This window comes from Streptomyces sp. NPDC058086, from assembly GCF_042885015.1.
Taxonomy (GTDB): domain Bacteria; phylum Actinomycetota; class Actinomycetes; order Streptomycetales; family Streptomycetaceae; genus Streptomyces.
Genome location: NZ_JBHVST010000064.1, coordinates 1 through 20,558, shown reverse-complemented (window position 1 = coordinate 20,558; position 20,558 = coordinate 1). Strand labels below are relative to the sequence as shown.

The window sequence follows — 20,558 nt, the reverse complement described above, 5'->3', positions numbered from 1 at the left end:
CGCTCTGCCGCGCCTCACGGATTGCCGCGCGCTCCGTTGAGCTCCCGGCCGGTGACCATCTCGGATTCGATCCGCACGAACACGACCTCCCGCAGCGGCATCCAGGACGTGGGGCCGGCCTGCGACAGCCGCTCGTGCTCGGCAGGGTCGGTCACCACTGTGGCCTGGCCGGTGACGACCACACTCCAGCCGGACCGGGTTGCCGCGTCGAACTCGTCCGCCTCGAAAGCGACCACGACGCCGTCGATGGCGCGTACGAGGTCCGAGTCCGGTGAGGTGCGCAGTAGCACGGAGGCGTCGGTGTCCAGCGAGAAGTTGATGGGGAGGACAGCGGGCAGCGCCTGCCTGGTGTAGACCACACGGCCGACCGGTGCCTTGGCGAGCAGGCGCAGGCTCTCCGGCCGGTCGAGTGCGCGAAAGGCGTCTTTCTTGAACATCGGTTCATCGTCCCTGCGCGAGCAGCGAGGGGGTAGGGCCGACCGGCCCTACCCCCTCGCTGTGCAGGACGGCCGATCGCAGCCGTCGTTTCGCGGGAGCAAGTGCCGGCAAGGCAGCACACGGGGGAGTGTGGGGGGACGGCCGGGTCTGCACCCCGGGACCGTCTGTCCGCCGGTAGGGACTGATGGCCCATGCCTCTGGTGAGTCCTGACACGGACAGTGGTGACGGGATGCAGTTCCGCAGGCAAGAGGCCCGCGGTGCCGTGCGATCCGGGTGGCGCAGTACCACCATGCAGAGGAAAGGGACGGACAACATGGTCCAGCCGTTGAAGTCGAAGAGCGGCAGCTCACCGTCAGGTACGTCGGTGTCCGGCCAGGCGTGGCTGATGCTGGCCCTGGCCACTGTCGGTTTCGCCGTGAACTTCTGGGCGTGGGCGCTGCTCAGCCCGCTCGGCCCCCGGTTCAAGGACAGCCTCGACCTGACATCGTTTCAGCAGTCGCTGCTGGTGGCGGTGCCGGTCGTGGTCGGCTCCCTGGGCCGCATCCCGGTGGGCGCGCTGACCGACCGGTTCGGCGGCCGGATCATGTTCCCGATCGTGTCCGCGGTCACCATCGTGCCGGTGCTCTACCTCGGCCTGGCCGGGCACTCCTCCCTCGCCGCGCTCCTGGTCGGCGGGTTCTTCCTCGGCATCGGCGGCACCGCCTTTGCCGTCGGCGTGCCCCTCGTCAACGCCTGGTTCCCGCCCGAGCGGCGCGGACTTGCCATTGGTGTCTTCGGCGCCGGCATGGGCGGCACCGCCATCAGCGCCCTGACCACCGTGAGGCTGATCGACGCGAACAGCATGTCGACCCCCTTCCTGATCACCGCCGCGGTCCTCGCCGTATACGCCGTGGCCGCCGCGCTGCTGCTGCGCGACGCGCCCGGCCGCACCGTGCCGACCGAGCCCCTGGCCCGCCGACTGGCCGCCACTGCCCGGCTGGGCATCACCTGGCAGGCATCCGCGCTGTATGCGGTGGCCTTCGGCGGCTACGTCGCCTTCTCCGTCTACCTGCCGACCTACCTCAAGACTGGCTACGGCCTCACCCAGGCCGACGCCGCGAACCGCATGGCCGGGTTCGTCCTCCTCGCGGTGGCTATGCGTCCGATCGGTGGCTGGCTGTCCGACCGGATCGGCCCGGTCCGGGTGCTGGCCGGCGCGCTGACCGTGGTCGTCGCCGGTGCCGTCGTGCAGGCGTTCACCCCGGCCCTGGCGCTGGTGGGCACCATCGCCTTCCTGGCCATGGCCGCCGCACTCGGCGCCGGCAGCGGGGCGACCTTCGCCCTGGTGGCCCTGCGCACCCCGGCCGACCAGGTCGGCTCGGTCACCGGCATGGTCGGCGCCGCAGGCGGACTGGGCGGCTTCCTGCCACCCCTGGTGATGGGATCGCTGTACGGCGAGTACGGAACGTACGCGGCCGGTCTCGCCCTGCTCGCGATCGTGGCCGCCGCGGCGCTGGCCTTCACCCTCACCGGCGTCCGCGCCGCATCCGAAGGCGGCGAGAGGAAGCCGCGCGGTGGCCGTCGGCGCGAGCACCGTACCGCCGACACCACCGTGTAAGGGCGAGCGGCCCAGACCGACAGGAACGAAGGACAGGGAGAAGACCCGTGTGCGAGTACTGCGGCTGCCAGTCGCTGGCGTCGATCGACGAGCTGACCCGGGAGCACGACGAGGTCGCCCGCCTGATCAGCCACCTCCGCCCCGCCCGCCAGGACGGTGACGTGGACCGGATGGCTCAGATCGCCCGAGAGATCACCACCGTGCTCGACCCGCACACGCACGTCGAGGAGCACGGCCTGTTCCCCGCCATGGCGGCGGACTTCCCCGAGCAGATCGCCGCCCTGGAGGCCGAGCACCGCCGCATCGAGGCGGTGCTGGCCGAGGCCGCCGACGGCGCAACGCCCTCGGACCCGACCTGGCCGGACAGACTGATCGAGGCGATGGCCCTGCTGCGCGATCACATCCTCAAGGAGCAGGACGGGGTCTTTCCGGCCGCGCTCGCCAACCTCAGCACCGAGGAGTGGGAAGCGGTCGAGAGGGTGCGCGCGAAGGCAGGCGGCGCTCTGCCCCGGCCGGTCGCCTGACCGGTTCGTGTTCCCGCCTCCTCGGGAGCACACCACGCAGATCCCGCACCCCCGTTCATTCCGCGGGGTGCGGGATCTGCAGGCGCAGGTATGGCCTGGCGACGCCCCCGGATAACCGCCCCTGCACACAGACGACCTTTGCCAAGCCACGTGTTGTCCGTGGTGTGGCTGGTGACCTTCGGGGGACGGCGGTCGTAGAGTCGTGTGCGGCTGAAAACCGATCACGATTCGAACGGGCCCGTGGCGCCCGGGGCGGAGTGGCACGGTGAGCACGGAGACCGGCCCGGAGCGGGCGCAGGCGGGCATGGACGGTGGGCTGGCGGACGCGCTGGTGGGCAGCCGCCGCTTCTTCACGCGGGCGGAGGTCTCGAAGGACCTGCGCACCCTGCACAAGGCCGGCGGGCGGCAGGCGGACGAGTTCTACCGGGACCGCTGGTCGCACGACAAGGTGGTGCGCTCCACGCACGGAGTGAACTGCACCGGCTCGTGCTCGTGGAAGGTGTACGTCAAGGACGGCATCATCACCTGGGAGGCGCAGCAGACCGACTACCCCTCGGTCGGCCCGGACCGCCCCGAATACGAGCCGCGCGGCTGCCCGCGCGGGGCCGCCTTCTCCTGGTACACCTACTCGCCCACCCGGGTGCGCTACCCGTACGTGCGCGGCGTGCTGCTTCAGTTGTACCGCGAGGCCAAGGCCCGCCTCGGCGACCCGGTGGCCGCTTGGGCGGACATCGTCTCCGACCCAGAGCGTGCCCGCCGCTACAAGCGGGCGCGCGGCAAGGGCGGCCTGGTGCGCGCGAGCTGGGACGAGGCGGTGGAGATGGTCGCCGCCGCCCACGTGCACACGATCAAGGAGTACGGACCGGACCGGCTGGCCGGGTTCTCGCCGATCCCGGCGATGTCGATGGTCTCCCACGCCGCCGGCGCCCGCTTCTACTCCCTGCTCGGCGGAGCGATGCTCTCCTTCTACGACTGGTACGCCGACCTGCCGGTCGCCTCCCCCCAAGTCTTCGGCGACCAGACCGACGTACCGGAGTCCGGAGACTGGTGGGACGCCGGCTATCTGATCATGTGGGGCTCCAATCTGCCGGTGACCCGCACGCCCGACGCGCACTGGATGGCAGAGGCCCGTTACCGCGGCCAGAAGGTCGTCGCCGTCTCCCCGGACTACGCGGACAACGTGAAGTTCGCCGACGAATGGCTCGCGGCCCAGCCCGGCACCGACGGGGCCCTCGCCATGGCGATGGGGCACGTGATCCTCAAGGAATTCTTTGTCGACCGTGCCACGCCGCATTTCACCGACTACGTCAAGCGCTACACCGACCTGCCCTTCCTGGTCGCCCTGGAAGAGAGCGAGGACGATCCGGGCACCTTCACACCGGGTAAATTCCTCACCGCCGCGGATCTCGGAGGCGAACACGCCGAAGCCGAGCACGCCGAGTTCCGGACCGTGCTGCTGGACGCGAACACACGGCAGCCGGTGGTGCCGAACGGCACGCTCGGCGACCGATACGGCGAGTCCGGCGCCGGAAAGTGGAACCTTGACCTGGGCGACACCCAGCCTCTGCTGTCCACCGAAGGCGGCGACGAGGCCCCGGTCGCGGTCGAACTGCCGCGCTTCGACGCCCCCGACGGCAGCGCGGCGCGACTGCGGCGCGGCGTACCAGTTCAACGGGTCGCCGGGCACCTCGTGACTACGGTGTACGACCTGCTGCTGGCCCAGTACGGGGTGGCTCGCGATGGCCTGCCGGGCCTGTGGCCGTCTTCGTATGACGATGCCTCCGAGCCGTACACGCCGGCCTGGCAGGCGGCGATCACCGGCGTGGATGCAACGAAGGCGGCGCGGATCGCGCGGGAGTTCGCCACCAACGCCGAGGACTCGGGCGGCCGTTCGATGATCATCATGGGGGCGGGGACCAACCACTGGTTCCACTCCGACACCATCTACCGGGCGTTTCTGACCCTGACCACGCTGACCGGCTGCCAGGGCGTCAACGGCGGCGGTTGGGCCCACTACGTCGGTCAGGAGAAGGTCCGTCCGCTCACCGGCTACTCGGTGATCGCGACCGCCGCGGACTGGAACCGGCCGGCCCGGCAGATGATCCAGACTGCCTACTGGTACCTGCACGCCGACCAGTTCCGCTACGACCCGTTCTCCGCCGACACCCTCGCAGCGGCCGGTCCGGGCACGGGCGGCCCGTTCGCCGGGAAGACCACGGCGGATGTCATCGCGCAGTCGGCGCGGATGGGCTGGATGCCGTCGTACCCGACCTTCGACCGCAACCCCCTCGACCTGGCCGACGAGGCCGACACCGCGGGCCGCCCGGTCGCCGAGCACATCGTGGACGAGCTGAAGGCGGGGCGACTGCGGTTCGCCGGCGAGGACCCGGACGCCCCCGAGAACTTCCCCCGCGTGCTGACCGTGTGGCGGGCCAACCTGCTGGGATCGTCGGCGAAGGGCAACGAATACTTTCTCAAGCACCTGCTGGGAACCGACTCCTCCGTGCGTGCCACCGAGGCGCCGCCGGACGCCCGCCCGAGAGAGGTGGTGTGGCGGGAAGACGCGCCCGAGGGCAAGCTCGACCTGCTGCTGACCCTGGACTTCCGCATGACCAGCACGACCGTCTTCTCCGACGTCGTCCTGCCCGCCGCCACCTGGTACGAGAAGCACGACCTGTCCAGCACGGACATGCACCCGTTCGTGCACGCCTTCAACCCCGCCATCGCCCCGCCGTGGCAGACCCGCACCGACTGGGACGCCTTCCATACGCTCGCCAAGGAGTTCAGCCGCCAGGCCGCCGATCATCTGGGCGTCCGCAAGGACGTGGTCGCCGCCGCGCTGCAGCACGACACTCCGGACGAGATGGCCAACCCGCACGGCCGGGTGCTCGACTGGAAGGCAGGGGAGTGCGAGCCGGTCCCCGGCCGCACGATGCCGAAGCTGGTGACGGTGGAGCGCGACTACGCGGCCGTCGCCGACAGGATGGGGGCCCTCGGCCCACTGCTCGACACCCTGGGCGCGACCACCAAGGGCGTCACCTTCAAGGTCGATCGCGAGCTGGAGTACCTGCGGCACAAGAACGGTGCCGTGCGTGGCGGCGCGGCTGATGGCCGGCCGTCGATCGCCCGCGACACGCACGCCTGTGAGGCGATCCTCGCCCTGTCCGGCACCACCAACGGTCACCTGGCCACGCAGGGCTTCCACACTCTCGAAGCCCGCACCGGCACGCAGCTCGCGGACCTGGCCGCCGAGCACGAGGGCAAGCAGATCACCTTCGCCGACACCCAGGCCGCCCCGGTGCCGGTCATCACCTCACCGGAGTGGTCCGGGTCGGAGACCGGAGGGCGCCGCTACTCCCCGTTCACCGTCAACGTCGAACGCCTCAAGCCCTGGCACACGCTCACCGGCCGCCAGCACTTCTACCTCGACCACGACTGGATGACCGCCCTCGGCGAGCAACTGCCCGTCTATCGACCTCCGTTGAACATGCATGCGCTCTTCGATGAGCCCCGCATCGGCGAGACGGGCGAGCTCGGCGTGACCGTGCGCTACCTGACCCCGCACAACAAGTGGTCCATCCACTCCGAGTACCAGGACAACCTGTTCATGCTCTCGCTGTCCCGGGGCGGCCCGACGATCTGGATGAGCACCCAGGACGCGGCCAAGGCCGGGGTGAAAGACAACGACTGGGTCGAGGCGGTCAACCGCAACGGCGTGGTCGCCGCCCGCGCGGTCGTCTCGCACCGCATGCCCGAGGGCACGGTCTACATGCACCACGCCCAGGACCGTCTGATCGACGTGCCGCGCACCGAGACCACGGGCCGGCGTGGCGGCATCCACAACTCGCTGACCCGCCTGCTGATCAAACCCAGCCATCTCATCGGCGGCTACGCCCAGCTCTCCTACGCCTTCAACTACCTCGGCCCGACCGGCAACCAGCGCGACGAGGTCACCGTCATCCGCCGCCGCACGAACCAGCAGGTGACGTACTGATGCCCCGTGGCAAAGCCACCATCGGACGCTGCATGGCCCAGATGGCGATGGTGATGAACCTCGACAAGTGCATCGGTTGCCACACCTGCTCGGTCACCTGCAAACAGGCGTGGACCAACCGCACCGGCGTCGAGTACGTGTGGTTCAACAACGTCGAGACCCGCCCCGGCCAGGGTTACCCCCGCCGCTACGAGGACCAGGACACCTGGAAGGGCGGCTGGGAACTCAACAAACGGGGCAGGCTGGCGCTGAAGGCGGGCGGCCGTTTCAAGAAACTGATCCAGATCTTCTCCAACCCCGTGCTGCCATCCCTCGACGACTACTACGAGCCCTGGACGTACGACTACGAGACGCTCACCAACGCCCCGCTGCAGGAGCACACCCCGGTCGCCCGCCCCAAGTCCCTCATCACGGGCAAGGACATGAAGATTGCCTGGTCAGCGAACTGGGACGACGACCTCGGCGGATCGGCGGCGACCAGCGAGAAGGACGTGCTGCTGAACGAGGTCTCCGAGAAGATCAAGTTCGAGTTCGAGCAGACCTTCATGTTCTACCTGCCACGAATCTGCGAGCACTGCCTCAACCCGTCCTGCGCGGCCTCCTGCCCCTCCGGCGCCATCTACAAGCGGGAGGAGGACGGCATCGTCCTGGTCGACCAGGACCGCTGCCGGGGCTGGCGGATGTGCGTGACGGGATGCCCGTACAAGAAGGTGTACTTCAACCATCGCACCGGCAAGGCTGAGAAGTGCACCTTCTGCTTCCCCCGCGTCGAGGTCGGCCTGCCCACCGTCTGCTCCGAGACCTGCGTGGGCCGGCTGCGTTACATCGGCCTGGTCCTGTACGACGCCGACCGCGTACTGGAAGCCGCCTCCACCCCGGATGAGAAGGGCCTGTACGAAGCCCAGCGGCACGTCTTCCTCGACCCCAACGACCCGGACGTGGTCTCCGCGGCCGAGAATGCGGGCATTCCGCGCGACTGGATCGAGGCGGCCCAGCACTCCCCGATCCACGCTCTGATCAGCACCTACAAGGTGGCTCTGCCGCTGCACCCGGAGTACCGCACCCTGCCCATGGTCTGGTATATCCCGCCGCTGTCCCCGGTGGTCGACTCCGTCCGCGACACCGGCCAGGACGCCGAGAACCACCACAACCTCTTCGCCGCCGTCGACACCCTGCGCATCCCCGTCGACTACCTCGCCCAACTCTTCACCGCCGGCGATCCACAGCCTGTGGACGCGGTCCTGCGCCGCCTCGCCGCCATGCGCTCCTACATGCGCGACATCAACCTCGGACGCGAACCCAACGACGCCATCCCCAAGGCGGTCGGCATGAGCGGCGAGCAGATCTACGACATGTACCGGCTGCTGGCCCTGGCGAAATACGACGAGCGGTACGTCATTCCCCCGGCCCACGCCGAACAGGCCCACAAGCTCGAAGAACTCGCCACCGAGTGCAGCCTGGACTACGAGGGCGGTCCCGGCATGGGCGGCTCCGGCCCCTTCGGCGAGACCTCCGGAGGCGCCGCACCCATCGCCGTGGAGAACTTCCACGCCCTGCGTGACCGGCAGACCTCCGACGCCCCGACCACCCCCACCGACAAGGCCACCCGGGTCAACCTCCTCAACTGGGACGGCAAAAGCTCCCCGCCGGGCCTGTTCCCGGACAAACCATCCGGCAGCGGTGCTGGCGCGGACAGCGACGGGGAGGTCGAACCGAAGCCATGAAGAGGAAGATCACGCGCACCGCCCGCACCGAGCCCTGGCACTCCCACGCCTGGCAGGCCCAGTCGCTGCTGCTCGCCTACCCCGACGAGCAGTTCGAGCAGCGCCTGGCCCTGGCCGGCCGGGTAGTTGCCACTCTGCCGGAACTGGTCGCCCGCCCTCTGCTCCGCTTCACCGCGCACGCCGAGCAGACCGCCCCCGCGGACCTGGCGGCCGTTTACGTGGCCACCTTCGACCACCGCAAGCGCTGCTGCCTCTACCTGACCTACTACGCCCACGGTGACACCAGGAAGCGCGGCATCGGCCTGCTGCGGCTGAAGCAGACCTACGCCACATCCGGATGGCGCCTGGGCGACGACGAACTGCCCGACCACCTAGCCGTCGTCCTCGAATTCGCCGCCGCCGACCCGGCCACTGGAGCGCGCCTGCTCACCGAACACCGCGCCGGCCTGGAACTGCTGCGCCTGGCCCTGAACGACGACGGCTCGCCCTGGGCACACGTTTTGGACTCCGTCTCTGCCACCCTGCCCGCCCTCGTCGGCGACGACCGCGAAGCCGTCCTGCGTCTCGCTGCCCAGGGCCCGCCCGAGGAACAGGTCGGCCTTGACCCGTACGCATTCCCCGTGTTCCTGCCCGACCCCGTCGTGGGAGGTCCTCGATGACCGCGACCGCGCAGTCAGTCACCCTCGCGGCCGAGACCCGCACCGGTGGCATCCTGCTGTGGGTCGTCCTGCCCTACGTCGCCCTCGCGGTGTTCATCCTCGGTCACGTGTGGCGCTATCGCTACGACAAGTTTGGCTGGACCACCCGCTCCTCCCAGCTCTACGAGAGCAGGCTGCTGCGCATCGGCAGCCCTCTGTTCCACTTCGGCATCCTCGTGGTGCTCCTGGGCCACATCGGCGGCCTGGTCATCCCCAAGAGCTGGACCGAAACGGCTGGCATCAGCGAGCACACCTACCACATCGGAGCGGTAGTGCTCGGCACGATCGCGGGGGTGGCCACCGTGGGCGGCCTGGCCATCCTGATCTACCGGCGGCGCACCGTCGGACCCGTGTTCTCGGCGACCACCCGCAACGACAAGGCCATGTACGTCTCTCTGGCCCTGACCATCGTGCTCGGCCTGTCGGCCACCGTGGCCGCCAACGTGGTCGGTGGCGGATACGACTACCGCGAGACCATCTCCCCCTGGTTCCGCTCCATCTTCTACCTTCAGCCGGAGCCCGATCTGATGGCCGACGCCCCGGTGCTCTTCCAGCTGCACGCGATCAGCGCCCTGCTGCTGTTCGCGTTCTGGCCGTTCACTCGGCTCGTGCACATGCTCACCGCACCGGTGGGCTATCTGACCCGCCCCTACATCGTCTATCGCAGCCGTGATGTCCGGCTCGGCGCCCGCGCACCGCGCCGTGGCTGGGAACGTACGGGGTCATGAGTGGCTTGGCCGCTGCCGCAAGGGCTGCTCGACGCGGCCGGTGGGCCTGAGTCGTCAGCTCTCCCACTGTTCCTCCCGCGTCCGCGAGAGGAACAGCTTCTCGATGCCGACGCGGGGCGTGTCCCGCGCCTGCCTCGAGCGTTGAGCCTTGTGACACGCGTGCACTTGTGTCGGCGACCCCATCGCGCTCTCCCTGGATCCAGGCGGGCTGCCTCATCCCGGTCGAACTGGCCGGTGGCGGCTCCGGACGTCATGGCACTGACAGGTCCGGAGCCGCCTCGCTCACCAAGTCGCCGCTGCCGTGACAGCGCTCCGCCCAGGTCTGGCAGTCACCCGCTGGTCGAGGGCAGGGGCACAGCCCAGGCCAGGATCGTGCCGCTGGGCTGGTTCGAGGACGCGTTGAAGTCTCCTCCCAGGTCCTCGGCCCTCTGCCGGAGGTTGGCCAGACCGCTGCGTCGGGTAGTGGCGGGATCGATGCCGCGGCCGTTGTCCGTCACCCGCAGCCGGAGAGTTTGATCGCTCACGTCGACACTGACGTCGACGGAGGTGGCATGAGCATGCCGGGTCGCGTTGGACAATGCCTCGCCCAGCACGGCCAGGAGGTGCTCGGCGTACTCGGCGGGCACGTCCGTGTCCAGCAAGCCGGTCATGCGCAGCGCGGGGGTGAAACCGAGGGCTTCGGCGGCCCGATCGGTGGCCGTCACCAGTTTCGCCCGCAGGCCGCCGTCGCGGCTGCGCTCGCTCTCCCGCAGGCCGTAGATGGTGGAGCGGATGACCTTGATCGTGTCGTCGAGGTCGTCCACGACCCGCTGGATCCGCTCGCCCACACGGGGCCGGTCGGCGACGCGGCCGAGCGTGGACTGCAGCGTCAAGGCGCCGGCGAACAGTCGCTGAATGACCAGATCGTGCAGGTCGCGGGCAATCCGGTCGCGGTCGCTGAGGACCAGCATGCGCTCGGCGTCCTGGCGGTGCTCGGCAACCTCCAAGGTCAGCGCCGCCTGATTGCCAAAACCGATGACCATGTCGACGACTGCGTCCGGGAACACCCGCCCGCCGGGCACATTCGCCACCAGCAGGACACCGCGGACGTGGTCGCGGGTGCCGAGCGGCACGTAGAACGCCGGCCCCAGGTCGACCACGGAGGAACTGCCGCCCTCGGCGCGCGGGTCGGCGCTGACCGCGTCGCTGGTGACCGTCTCCCCAGTGGCGAACACCTTCGACGCCAGCGTCGTGGCAGGCAGCACCAGGCCACGGACCTCTTCCTCACGTGCGCCGGAGGCGACCTCGACGACCAGCTCGCCGCTCTCAGCGACCGGCACCGCCAGCGTGACCAGGTCCGCGCAGGCCAGCTCACGCACGGTGGCGGCGACCGACGCCAGAACCTCGGCCGGATCCCGGCCGGCCAGCAGGCTGCGAGTGAGCTCGTCGCTCGCTGCCAGCCACAGCTGCTTGCGGCGGGCGTCGTCGTACAGCCGGGCGTTGTCAATCGCAACGCCAGCCGCCGCGGCCAGGGTGCGCAGCACCGCCTCGTCGTCGGCGTCGAACTCCGCGCCGCCCTGCTTGTCGGTCAGGTACAGATTGCCGAACACCTCATCGCGCACCCGGACGGGAGCACCGAGGAAACTGGTCATCGGCGGATGCCCGGCCGGGAAGCCCACGGACGCCGGGTGATCTGCCAGGTTGGCCAGGCGCAACGGTTCCGGGTGGCGGATGAGCTGGCCGAGGATGCCTTCGCCGCGCGGGTAGTGTCCGATCCCGGCGATGGTCTCCTCGTCGACGCCGACCGTGATGAACTGCTTGATCGTGCCTTCCTCGCCCAGCACGCCCAGCGCACCGTACCGGGCGTCGACCAGGGCGACCGCGGACTCCACGATACGGCGCAGCACCACCTCAAGGTCCAGGTCCGAGCCGACGGCCAGAACCGCGTCCAGCAGGGTGCGCATCCGGTCGCGAGCTGCCCGCACCTGCTGGACCTGCTGTTGCAGACCTTCCAGCAGGTCATCCAGCCGCAGCTGCGGCGAAGCCACTGGCACCGCGGCGTCGCCCGGGCCCTGAGCGCCCTCGTTCACCAAAGCTCCCCTCATCGTGCACCGTCCAACCACTGTTCAGCATGCCCGATGAGTCGACCGCGTTCGATGCCGCCCCGGCTACCGACCACAGCGGACAGCGCCTCCCGTGGCGTGATCGTGGACGTCTGCTTGCCTGGGTGAGGCCTTACTGACTTCGGCTGGTTAGGGTGATGTTGGCGCGTCGAGGTCCAGGCCGGTTCCGGCTATGAATCCGTTGAGGGTGTCGGGCCGGTACTGAAGGCGCTTGAGGCGGTTGCGAACGAGGACTTCGAGTCGGTCGAGTGCGACGACGGCGAGGTTGGCCAGGCTGCGTTTGACGTGGGCCCACACGCCCTCGACAGGGTTCAGGTCCGGCGAGTAGGCAGGCAGCAGGAACACCGTCAGCCACTCGCGCTCGGTGATCAACTGCCGCATCCTGCGGGAGACGTGGGTGTGCAGCCGGTCCCACACCAGCACGATCGGGGCCTTGACCAGCTGGTGGGCGCCGTCGATCAGGGCGATGAAGTCGCGTTCACCCAGGCTGCGTCGCTTGCCCTTGCCGGCGGGGTGGGTGCGCAGGCGGTGGCAGAGTCGGGTGCGGGAGCCGGGCCGCATGGCGATCAGTCCGGCGACTGACAGGCGTCCCGAGCGCCGCCCGCTGACCGTCACGACCGGCGTGTGGCCGCGTCGGCCCCACGTGCGTCCTTTGGGCGGCCGTCGGGTGAAGCCTGCCTCGTCCTCGAAGCAGATGTAGCCTCCGCAGGCCGCCCTGGCTCTTTTACCTCGGCCCAGGTCGCCTCCTTCCACACCTTCACTGCCTCCTCGTCACGTTCGGCCACCCGCCGCACGGGCACCTGCGGGCTGAAGCCGAGCCGGTGCATCAACCTGGTGGCCCCGGAGACGCTGTAGACACCTCAGGTATTTAGCGCGTCAAGCGGCTTCGGCTAGTTCGACCGGGAAGGCGGTGTATTCGTCGAACAGTTCGGTGTGCTGGAGGCAGTAGTAGAGCTGGCCGATCATGCGGTTGAACAGGTGGCGCTGAGCGCTGGCGTGCCAATCGCCGCAGTCGTTGCGGCGGTGGCGGTAGTGGGCTTTGGCGCCGGGTGAGGCGTTGGGAGCGGAGAAGGCCCATAGGTAGCCAGCCGCGTTGAGCCGGTCGTTCTTAACCCAGCGGCGGGTGATGGACGTCTTTTTGCCCGAGGCGCGGGTGATGGGCGAGGAGCCGGCGTATGCCTTCAGGCCGCGGGCGTCGGTGAAGCGGGTGCGGTCGTCCCCGACCTCGGCGAGCACCCGGGCGCCGAGCTGGATGCCGAGGCCGGGGAAGGACAGGTAGATGTCAGCGTCCGGGTGCTGAGGAAACACCTCTTCCACCGCCTTCGCGAGCTGGTCGGCGGCGGTGCAGGCGGCCTTCAGCTGGATCAGCAGGGCCAGCATCTGCTCGCCGAGGGCGTCCTCCACGAGCGGAGGCTGGTGGGCCCACTCGGCGCGGAAGACCTCATGCAACCGGTCGGCGTCCGCTTCGATGCCGCGCTGGCGTCCGGCGCGCTTGAGGGCGGCTTGGAGTTGTGTGCGGGTCAGGCGGGCCGCGCGGGTTGGGGTTGGGGCGGCTTTGAGCAGGGCGAGGGCCTCGGGGCGGCACAGGCCGTTCTTCCATGGCTCGACCGCGGCCAGGGCGGCGGGGTAGTACTCGCGCAGCAGCGAGCGGAGCTGGTTGGCGATGGTCTGACGGTTCCAGGTGGCGTCCTGCTGTGCCCGGGCCAGGACGGCGATGGCACGGGCGAGGTCGGTGTCGTCGGGCAAAGGCCGGTGGGCATGCATGTCCGTGCGCAGGATGTTCGCCAGCACGAGGGCATCGCCGGGGTCGGACTTCTTGCGCGAGACGGAGTGGCGGTCGCGGTAGCGGGCGGCGGCCATCGGGTTGATCGCGTAGACGTTCCGCCGGCCGGTGCGCAGAATGGCGACCAGCAGGCCGCGGGAGGTCTCGATCGCGACCGGGATGGGGTTGTCCTCAGTGTCGCCGTGCTCGGCGAGCAGGTCCAGCAGGATCTTGTAGCCGGCCGCGTCGTCGGTGATGTGTCGTTTGGCGACCAGCGTTCCGGTGTGGTCGACCAGCGCCAGGTCGTGTGTTTTCTCTGCCCAGTCGATGCCGCAGTAGATCAAGATCCCTCCCGGTACTACCTATGCGTTTGTTCTGGTCACGACCTCGTGCGGAACCACGCAGCGACCTAATCCCAGGACTCGGCCCTCGGGGCCGGTCCGCCACCTCAGCAGCTGTTCGTGGCACCAGCGCACCCCACGGGCCTCGGTCTGTGCGGGAGCTCGAAGATCGGCTCGGGCGTACCAAGAGGTCACCGCGCGATGGACTCGCACCACCAACACCAACGAGTGATCTAGCTGATGGTGTTGACGGTGGTGGTCGCAAGGGCACCAGACGTCGCACGGTCTACAGCTAGGCGTCGAGGCCCGGAGACATGTAGGCGTCCGTCCGCCGCCCATGCGGCCGCCACCACCGTCAGAGCCAAGACCGCCCACCGATACACGGAGAGGGTTCGGCAGCCTGGATGGAGCCAACCCACGGTCCCGGCATTCTCGAACGGCTCGTCCGTGTTCCCGATCTGGCGGACCGTCCTTACCCACGGATTAGGAGACATGGAACTTCCTGCCGATCAGCGTGGCCACCCGCGCTGCGGTCCACACCTGGTCCTCCACCCAGCCGTGCGCGGCCGGTCCCTGCTCGAGATGCGCCGCGAGTTTCTCCAGGCAGCGTGGAGACAGGCGGCACCGTGATCCGCTCGGGCCACGGGACGACAGGGCCTGCACACCGCCATCGCGCCACTCCTGGTGCCACTGATAGGCGGATTTCCGGCTCACACGCAGCCGCCGCGCGACCTCCGGCGGCTTGATCCTCTGCTCGAACAGCTCGGCCGCCTGAATCCGTACCGTCTCCCGGCGCTGACGCCCCGCAGCGGTCAGCCCGCCCCCATCCGCATACCTCACACACCACTGGATACGGCCAACAACCCACCCTCACCAGGAACTTCGCGAAAGATCACCCTGACGAGCCGAAGTCAGTAAGGGGGTCTTCGATCTTGAGCGGTGCGCCTGCTCAGGGCCTCTGACGTTTCGTTACGCTCAGCGACGGCAGTTGGTGGCTGCTGCCGGGGCCGCAGGCGCGCCGGGAGTCCAGGGCAGCACATGGCCACGGTCCCTCTCCGTGACTACGGGTGCAGCTTCTCGCCCTTCGTCAGCATCGCTACGTACTTTTCGATCCGGCGCGCCCGGGTCTCGGCCTTCTTGGCGTCTTGGATCCGGTAGAGGATCGCGTAGCGGTTCTGCCGGTCCAGTGTCTCGAAGAACTCCGCCGCGGCCGGGTCGGCGGTCAGAGCCGCCGTGAGGTCGTCCGGCACCGTGGCGGTCTTCGCGCCGTCGTAGGCCGCTTCCCAGCGGCCGTCTGCCTTGGCGCGGTCGACCTCGGCCTGTCCCGGCGGATGCATCCGGCCCTGCTCGATCAGGGCGGCCACCTTGTCCCGGTTGGCCTTGGACCACTTGCTGCGCGGCTTGCGCGGGGTGAACCGCTGGAGCCACCACTGGTCGTCGAACTTGGCCTTCTGGCCGTCGATCCAGCCGTAGCAGAGTGCCGCGTCGAGCGCCTGGGTGTAGTCCAGCGCGGCGATTCCGGGGCCCTTCTTGCGAAGCTTGAGCCAGATGCCGGGCGAGGCGGCGTGGTTCTCGCCGAGCCATGCCTGGAATGCCTCGGCGGATTCGAATGCGACGATCTCCAAGTCCTGAGTCACCCCAGGAGCGAACCACACCCGGCCGATTGTCATGAGGCATTCGGGCGTGGCCCCGGATGCGGGATGCCCGTGGGCCTGCGTGATCATCTCTGTTCTCGACGCAGAACGATCATGCAGGAGCCACGGGCTTGGTCAACGATACGACGTTGCTGCTCGACCTCGACGGGGTGTCCGTCGCGCGGGTTGAGCGGCTGGCCTACGGAAGGCGCCGAGTTCACCTGGTCACGGCCGACGAGACAGCCAGAGCCTGCCCGGCCTGCGGGGTGTTCGCCACCCGGGTGAAGGGCTCGGCGATGACCCGGCCACGCGATCTCCCTTACGGCGAGGGCGGATTGGAGCTCCGCTGGCACAAGCGCCGCTGGTGGTGCCGCGAGGCCGGCTGCCCTCGCCGGTCCTTCACCGAGCAGATCCTGCAGATCCCGGCCGGTGCCCGGCTGACCGCCCGGCTGCGGGATACGGCCGGGCACCGCATACGGGATGCCGGCTCCACGGTCATCCAGGCCGCGCGGGATCTGCATCTGTCCTGGCCGACCGTGATGGAAGCCTTCCGCACGCAGGCCCGCGACGTCACCGAGGCACCGCTGCCGCAGGTCACAGTCCTGGGCATCGACGAGACCCGCCGCGGACGGCCGAGCTGGGAACAGGATGCGGAGACCGGCAAGTGGCGCCTGACCCGGGACCGGTGGCACACCGGCTTCGTCGACGCCCTCGGCCACGGCGGGCTGCTCGGACAAGTTGAGGGCTGCACCGTCGCCGATGTCCTGGCCTGGCTCGCCACCACCGACCTGGACTGGAGAAAGGGCATCGGCTATGTCGCCATTGACATATCGGCCACCTACCGCGCCGCGATCCGCATCGGCCTGGCGCACGCCACCGTCGTGGTCGACCACTTCCACGTGGTCCAGCTCGCCAACAAAATGCTGTCCATGGTCAGGCGCCGCACCACCGCCGAGACCCGCAGCCGGCGCGGACGGGCGAGCGACCCGGAGTGGAAGGCCAGACGACGGCTGCTGCGCAACCGCGAGGACCTCACCGACGACCAGTTCGCCACCATGTGGAACACGCTCCTGAGCGAGGGGAAGATCGGGCAGACGCTACTACTGACGCTGTTGCCGTGATGTCGTCAAGGTGAGGCTGGTTCCGGCAAGGCACCCGTCGATGAGGTTGCTGCGGTATTGGATCTGGCGGAGGCCCTGTCGAAGGGTGTGCATCAGGTGGTCAGGGTCGGTGAAGGCAGTGTTGGCCTGGCTGCTGCGTCGCAGCAGTGACCAGATGCCCTCGACGGGGTTCAGGTCGGGTGCGTAGGCCGGCAGGAAGTGGCAGGTGATCCAGTCGTGGGAGTCGATGAACTTCCTCAGCCTGGCGTCCACCTGGGTCCCGTCGCGCAGGCCGCCATTCATCACGGACGCTGCCCCGTCGCCGGCGTTCCTCATGACTGAGCCCGGCCTTCACAGGACACCGGCGCGGTCGGCGCCTCTGGGCGCCGCGTCCGCGTGCCAGTCTGGCGACCGGCGCGACGGCGGTCCACCGCCGCGCGCGAAAGTGCGCGAGACCCACACCGCGGTCTTGCTCTTCGTCGGCGACCGCGCTTACAAGCTGAAGCAACCAGTAGTTCTGGAGTTCCTGGACTACACCACGGTGGCAGCCAGCCGAGCCGCGTGCGAGCGCGAAGCCGCCCTCAACCGCCGGTTCACCCCCGACGTCTACCTGGGCCTGGGCGAGTTCCAAAGCCCTGACACGAAGACGCCTGAACCACTCGTGGTGATGCGCCGCATGCCGGAGAATCGCCGCCTCTCCCACCTCCTACGAGAGGGAGCCGCCGTCGACGACCCGTCCTTGTGGCACCACTGCGTCGCCTACCGCGCGTTCGTCCGCGCCAAGGTCTCCGTGATCCAGGCCCGCCAGGACGCGTCTGACGCGGAGGCGGCGTCACGGCGGCTGGCCTCGACGGCGCTGCGCCACCTGCGCACATCCGCCGTCTGCCTCACCCTCGTCGGCGGGCTGCCGAGCAGTGGGAAGTCCACTCTCCCCGGAGCGATGGCCGACCGGCTGGGGGGCACCCTGCTCAGCAGCGACCGCATCCACACGGAGCTGGCCGGCATTTTCTCTGTCAAGTTCAGCGTATTGAAACTCGTCGCCTCGTTGTGCATCGTGCCGTTGCGGGCTTGGTGGAGCTCATGTGCGGGCCGGTTGCGCATTGTTCACGTAGAAAGGGCCGCTGAGCAGTGCGGACGCCTGCCGCTCGAGCCGATGCCGGTCAGTGGCAGCGCTGGATACTCCAGCGGGCGCCGCGGCTCGCTCCGTACCAGCTGTGACGCAGGCGTGGGGGCAGGGTGGTCGGTGAGTCAAGGCAGATGGTGCAGGACGACGGGGTGTGGCATCCGGCGGCGTGGGCGAGGTCCTGCGCCCGGTGGTGCAGTTCCTCGATCAGGCCCGGCGGCGGGTCGGTTATGGCGGCCACACGCTGGTAGGCGGCTTCTGCCGCAGCCCACGCCTCGGAGGCGCATGGCAGGTGAGGGGATGGGGTGGTTCATGTCTCCCTCAGGGGTTTGATCAATGGAGTGGCGTACTGCCGACCGCGCTCACTCGTCTCAGGCGCGAACGGCGCTCTTCGTGAGGTGGGTCACTGCCCGGTGAATTGGGCGGGCCGGGTGCCTACCATGGGCGCCATTGACGAATGGTTTGCCTGGTTTTCTTCGGCGAAAGGGATGGGCGGGATGGTGTGGCTGGTTGCCGCCGACGACGTCCGTGTCACCGCGGTGCGTGAGGCCTTGGCGCCTTATGCATGGAAGTCGCTCTGCTCCGAGGCACTGTGCCGCCGCGCGCTGGCGGCCATGGACCGCGTCGATATTCATCGGCCCCTTCCTGACGTGGACGAGCGTGTTGCCGTGCTGCTGGCTCTCCTTGAGGGCCGCTTGTGGCGGTCCCTCACGGTCCAGGCTCTGAGTCGGCAGCTGGTCAGCGCCGCCGAGAGATAGTGGCAGGACCAGGCGTGGCTCGACATTCAGCTGGGCCTGCTCCTGGACGACGCTGGCTGAGCGGTCGCAGCTCGGCCCTACTGCCGGGCCATGTGCATGCGCATTTCGCTGTTCATGTCAGTGATCAACTCTCCGGAGAGGTCGACGGTCACGCTGTGCAGGGTGCCGGTGAACGGGAACGGTGAGGTGTAGTCCGGGTCCACGGCAGAGCCCGGGTTGCTGCCGCAGGTCAGGCTGCCGGGGTTGAACATGACCGGAGTGGTGAGGGGGAGGTCCGTCTCGGCGGCGAGCTGACGGTCGATGTAGAGCTGGGCCTTGCCCGGGGTGCCCTTGCCGTGCTGGATGTCTGGCTTGCCCGTGGGCTCGAACTCGAACCGCAGCTCATGGTGGCCTTCAGGCACGGGGTCCGGGCTGCTTAGACGGTACAGGGCGCGGCGGACGTAGTTGTGGGTGTACTGCAGTCGGCCGCTATTGATGAACAGCGTCCAGCCGCCGGCGTCGGTGCCCTGGCAGATCAGGACGCCTTCGGCGCCGGCCGGGAGGTTGACGTCGACGGTGACACTGTGCGGGCGGTTGAGCACGCGCGGGGTGACTGCGGCGGGCAGGCTCTGGGTGCCGGGGCGGAAGATGTAGCTGGTGCGTGCCTCGGTGATCTGGGGGCGCTGGGTCATCATCCGCTGCACGGCGCTGCCGTCGATGGGCAGCACGTTGTACTTGCCGGCCTCGATGTACCACAGGGCGACCATCTCCACCAGCTTGTCGCGCTGCTCGGCGGACAGGTTGCGGGTCTCGGCGAAGTCCTCGTCCACGTGGTAGAGCTCCCAGTGATGGGCGTCCAGGTTGGTGAGGTCCTGCACGGTGATCGGGGTGCCGAAGGGGCGGCCGGCCTCGGTGAACGAGGGGCCGGGCCAGGGGCAGACCGCTCGCCAGCCGTCGTGGTCGATGGCACGGTGGCCGATCATCTCGAAGTACTGGGTGTGGTGGTCGCTCGGCGCGTCGGCGTCGTCGAAGGTGTGGGCGAAGCTCACGCCGTGCAGCGGCGACTGGGTCACGCCCCGGATGGTGGACGGTGGCTCGATACCCAAGGCGTCGAGGACCGTGGGGACCATGTCGACCAGGTGCGCGTACTGGGTGCGGATCTCCCCGCGTGCTCTGATGCCGGTGGGCCAGTGGACCAGGAAGGGGTCGCTGGCGCCGCCGCGGTAGGTCTCCCGCTTCCATCGCCGGAAGGGGGTGTTGCCGGCCCAGGTCCAGCCCCACGGGTAGTGGTTGAAGGTGGTGGGGCCGCCGAGTTCGTCGATGGAGCGCAGGCTGTCTTCCAGCGGTTCGGGGGCGTTGTTGAAGAACTGCGCTTCGTTGGCCGTGCCAGTGACGCCGCCTTCCGGGCTGGCGCCGTTGTCGGAGACCACCATGATCAGGGTGTTGTCGAACTCGCCGACTTCTTTCAGGAAGGAGAGCAGTCGCCCGATGTGGTGATCGGTGTGGCTGAGGAATCCCGCGTAGACCTCCATCATCCGTGCCGCCAGGCGCCGTGCGTCCGGGCTGAGCGAGTCCCACTCTGGAACGTCGGGGTCGTGGCAGGAGAGCCGGGCGTCCGCGGGTGCGACGCCGAGCTCCTTCTGCCGGGCGAAGGCGGACTCGCGGTAGGCGTCCCAGCCCTCGTCGAACCGGCCCCGGTAGCGGTCCGCCCACTCCTTGGGCACGTGGTGCGGGGCGTGAGTGGCGCCGGTGCAGAAGTTCATGAAGAACGGCTTGTCCGGGGCGACCTGCTTGGCGTCGGCGATGAACGCCATCGCCTTGTCCACCAGGTCGGGAGTCAGGTGGTAGCCCTGCTCCGGTGTGGCCGGCGGCTCGATCTGGTGGTTGTCGTAGACGAGCTCCGGATACCACTGGCTGGTGTCGCCACCCAGGAAGCCGTAGAACCGCTCGAAGCCGCGCCCTAGGTCGTGTCTTCAAATGATCTTGAGTGGTGGATCATGGTGGGGTGATACGTCGCCATGAACTGTCGGACGCCGAGTGGGAGTTCGTCCGGCC

General features: G+C 69.0%; 14 protein-coding genes and 5 pseudogenes. 9 read left to right on the top strand and 10 right to left on the bottom strand.

Annotated elements, in window-relative coordinates:
* Positions 1-14: 14 nt before the first annotated feature.
* Positions 15-437, bottom strand: coding sequence for a pyridoxamine 5'-phosphate oxidase family protein (locus tag ACFVWD_RS36860; protein WP_389602397.1), 423 nt, complete (start codon positions 435-437; stop codon positions 15-17).
* A 387-nt stretch (positions 438-824) separates the two neighbouring features.
* On the opposite strand from ACFVWD_RS36860, the gene ACFVWD_RS36855 reads away from it, so the two are divergent.
* The 6 genes from ACFVWD_RS36855 to narI all read left to right on the top strand — a co-directional run bounded on the left by ACFVWD_RS36855 (position 825) and on the right by narI (position 9,704).
* A complete protein-coding gene (locus ACFVWD_RS36855; RefSeq protein ID WP_389602438.1) occupies positions 825-2,036 on the top strand; it encodes an MFS transporter in 1,212 nt (403 codons plus the stop codon).
* A gap of 47 nt (positions 2,037-2,083) precedes the next feature.
* Entirely contained in the window at positions 2,084-2,560 is a 477-nt protein-coding gene (locus tag ACFVWD_RS36850; protein WP_389602396.1) for a hemerythrin domain-containing protein, read from the top strand.
* 304 nt (positions 2,561-2,864) lie between these two features.
* Entirely contained in the window at positions 2,865-6,554 is a 3,690-nt protein-coding gene (locus ACFVWD_RS36845) for a nitrate reductase subunit alpha (RefSeq protein WP_389602437.1), read from the top strand.
* Positions 6,554-8,278: a nitrate reductase subunit beta gene (gene narH, locus ACFVWD_RS36840; RefSeq protein WP_389602395.1), complete on the top strand. Its 1,725-nt coding sequence runs from the start codon at positions 6,554-6,556 to the stop codon at positions 8,276-8,278. The genes ACFVWD_RS36845 and narH overlap by 1 nt, the downstream gene beginning before the upstream one ends.
* Complete coding sequence (gene narJ, locus ACFVWD_RS36835) at positions 8,275-8,937, top strand: nitrate reductase molybdenum cofactor assembly chaperone (RefSeq protein ID WP_389602394.1); 663 nt, start codon at positions 8,275-8,277, stop codon at positions 8,935-8,937. The genes narH and narJ overlap by 4 nt, the downstream gene beginning before the upstream one ends.
* Positions 8,934-9,704 carry a respiratory nitrate reductase subunit gamma gene (narI, locus tag ACFVWD_RS36830; protein ID WP_389602393.1) on the top strand — a complete coding sequence of 257 codons (771 nt, stop codon included), beginning with the start codon at positions 8,934-8,936 and terminating at the stop codon, positions 9,702-9,704. The genes narJ and narI overlap by 4 nt, the downstream gene beginning before the upstream one ends.
* A 329-nt stretch (positions 9,705-10,033) precedes the next feature.
* Here narI and ACFVWD_RS36825 read toward each other — a convergent pair whose 3' ends face one another.
* The 6 genes and pseudogenes from ACFVWD_RS36825 to ACFVWD_RS36800 all read right to left on the bottom strand — a co-directional run bounded on the left by ACFVWD_RS36825 (position 10,034) and on the right by ACFVWD_RS36800 (position 15,579).
* Positions 10,034-11,788, bottom strand: a complete 1,755-nt coding sequence (locus ACFVWD_RS36825) for a GAF domain-containing protein (protein WP_389602392.1) — start codon at positions 11,786-11,788, stop codon at positions 10,034-10,036.
* A 147-nt stretch (positions 11,789-11,935) separates the two neighbouring features.
* Entirely contained in the window at positions 11,936-12,502 is a 567-nt protein-coding gene (locus ACFVWD_RS36820) for a transposase (protein WP_389602436.1), read from the bottom strand.
* A pseudogene (locus ACFVWD_RS36815) lies at positions 12,418-12,651 on the bottom strand (winged helix-turn-helix domain-containing protein); the annotation flags it as partial. The gene ACFVWD_RS36820 and the pseudogene ACFVWD_RS36815, both read right to left, overlap by 85 nt.
* Positions 12,652-12,682: 31 nt before the next feature.
* Positions 12,683-13,915 (bottom strand): IS110 family transposase, encoded by a 1,233-nt coding sequence (locus tag ACFVWD_RS36810; protein ID WP_389602435.1) that lies wholly within the window; start codon positions 13,913-13,915, stop codon positions 12,683-12,685.
* Between the two features lie 480 nt (positions 13,916-14,395).
* A pseudogene (locus ACFVWD_RS36805) lies at positions 14,396-14,725 on the bottom strand (helix-turn-helix domain-containing protein); the annotation flags it as partial.
* 245 nt (positions 14,726-14,970) lie between these two features.
* Positions 14,971-15,579: a YdeI family protein gene (locus ACFVWD_RS36800; protein ID WP_389602391.1), complete on the bottom strand. Its 609-nt coding sequence runs from the start codon at positions 15,577-15,579 to the stop codon at positions 14,971-14,973.
* 95 nt (positions 15,580-15,674) lie between these two features.
* Here ACFVWD_RS36800 and ACFVWD_RS36795 point away from each other — a divergent pair, with 95 nt between their 5' ends.
* Positions 15,675-16,664, top strand: a complete 990-nt coding sequence (locus ACFVWD_RS36795) for a transposase (protein ID WP_389602390.1) — start codon at positions 15,675-15,677, stop codon at positions 16,662-16,664.
* Here ACFVWD_RS36795 and ACFVWD_RS36790 read toward each other — a convergent pair.
* A pseudogene (locus ACFVWD_RS36790) lies at positions 16,644-16,913 on the bottom strand (transposase); the annotation flags it as partial. The gene ACFVWD_RS36795 and the pseudogene ACFVWD_RS36790 overlap by 21 nt on opposite strands.
* A gap of 175 nt (positions 16,914-17,088) precedes the next feature.
* Between ACFVWD_RS36790 and ACFVWD_RS36785 the strand changes: the two are divergent.
* A pseudogene (locus ACFVWD_RS36785) lies at positions 17,089-17,649 on the top strand (gluconate kinase); the annotation flags it as partial.
* 154 nt (positions 17,650-17,803) lie between these two features.
* Here ACFVWD_RS36785 and ACFVWD_RS36780 read toward each other — a convergent pair.
* Positions 17,804-18,007, bottom strand: coding sequence for a hypothetical protein (locus ACFVWD_RS36780; RefSeq protein ID WP_389602444.1), 204 nt, complete (start codon positions 18,005-18,007; stop codon positions 17,804-17,806).
* Positions 18,008-18,206: 199 nt separating this feature from the next.
* Between ACFVWD_RS36780 and ACFVWD_RS36775 the strand changes: the two genes are divergently transcribed.
* Positions 18,207-18,524 carry a hypothetical protein gene (locus tag ACFVWD_RS36775; RefSeq protein ID WP_389602389.1) on the top strand — a complete coding sequence of 106 codons (318 nt, stop codon included), beginning with the start codon at positions 18,207-18,209 and terminating at the stop codon, positions 18,522-18,524.
* Positions 18,525-18,601: 77 nt separating this feature from the next.
* Here the strand turns inward: ACFVWD_RS36775 and ACFVWD_RS36770 are convergent.
* Positions 18,602-20,452, bottom strand: a pseudogene (locus ACFVWD_RS36770) (sulfatase-like hydrolase/transferase); the annotation flags it as partial.
* Between the last annotated feature and the right edge of the window lie 106 nt (positions 20,453-20,558).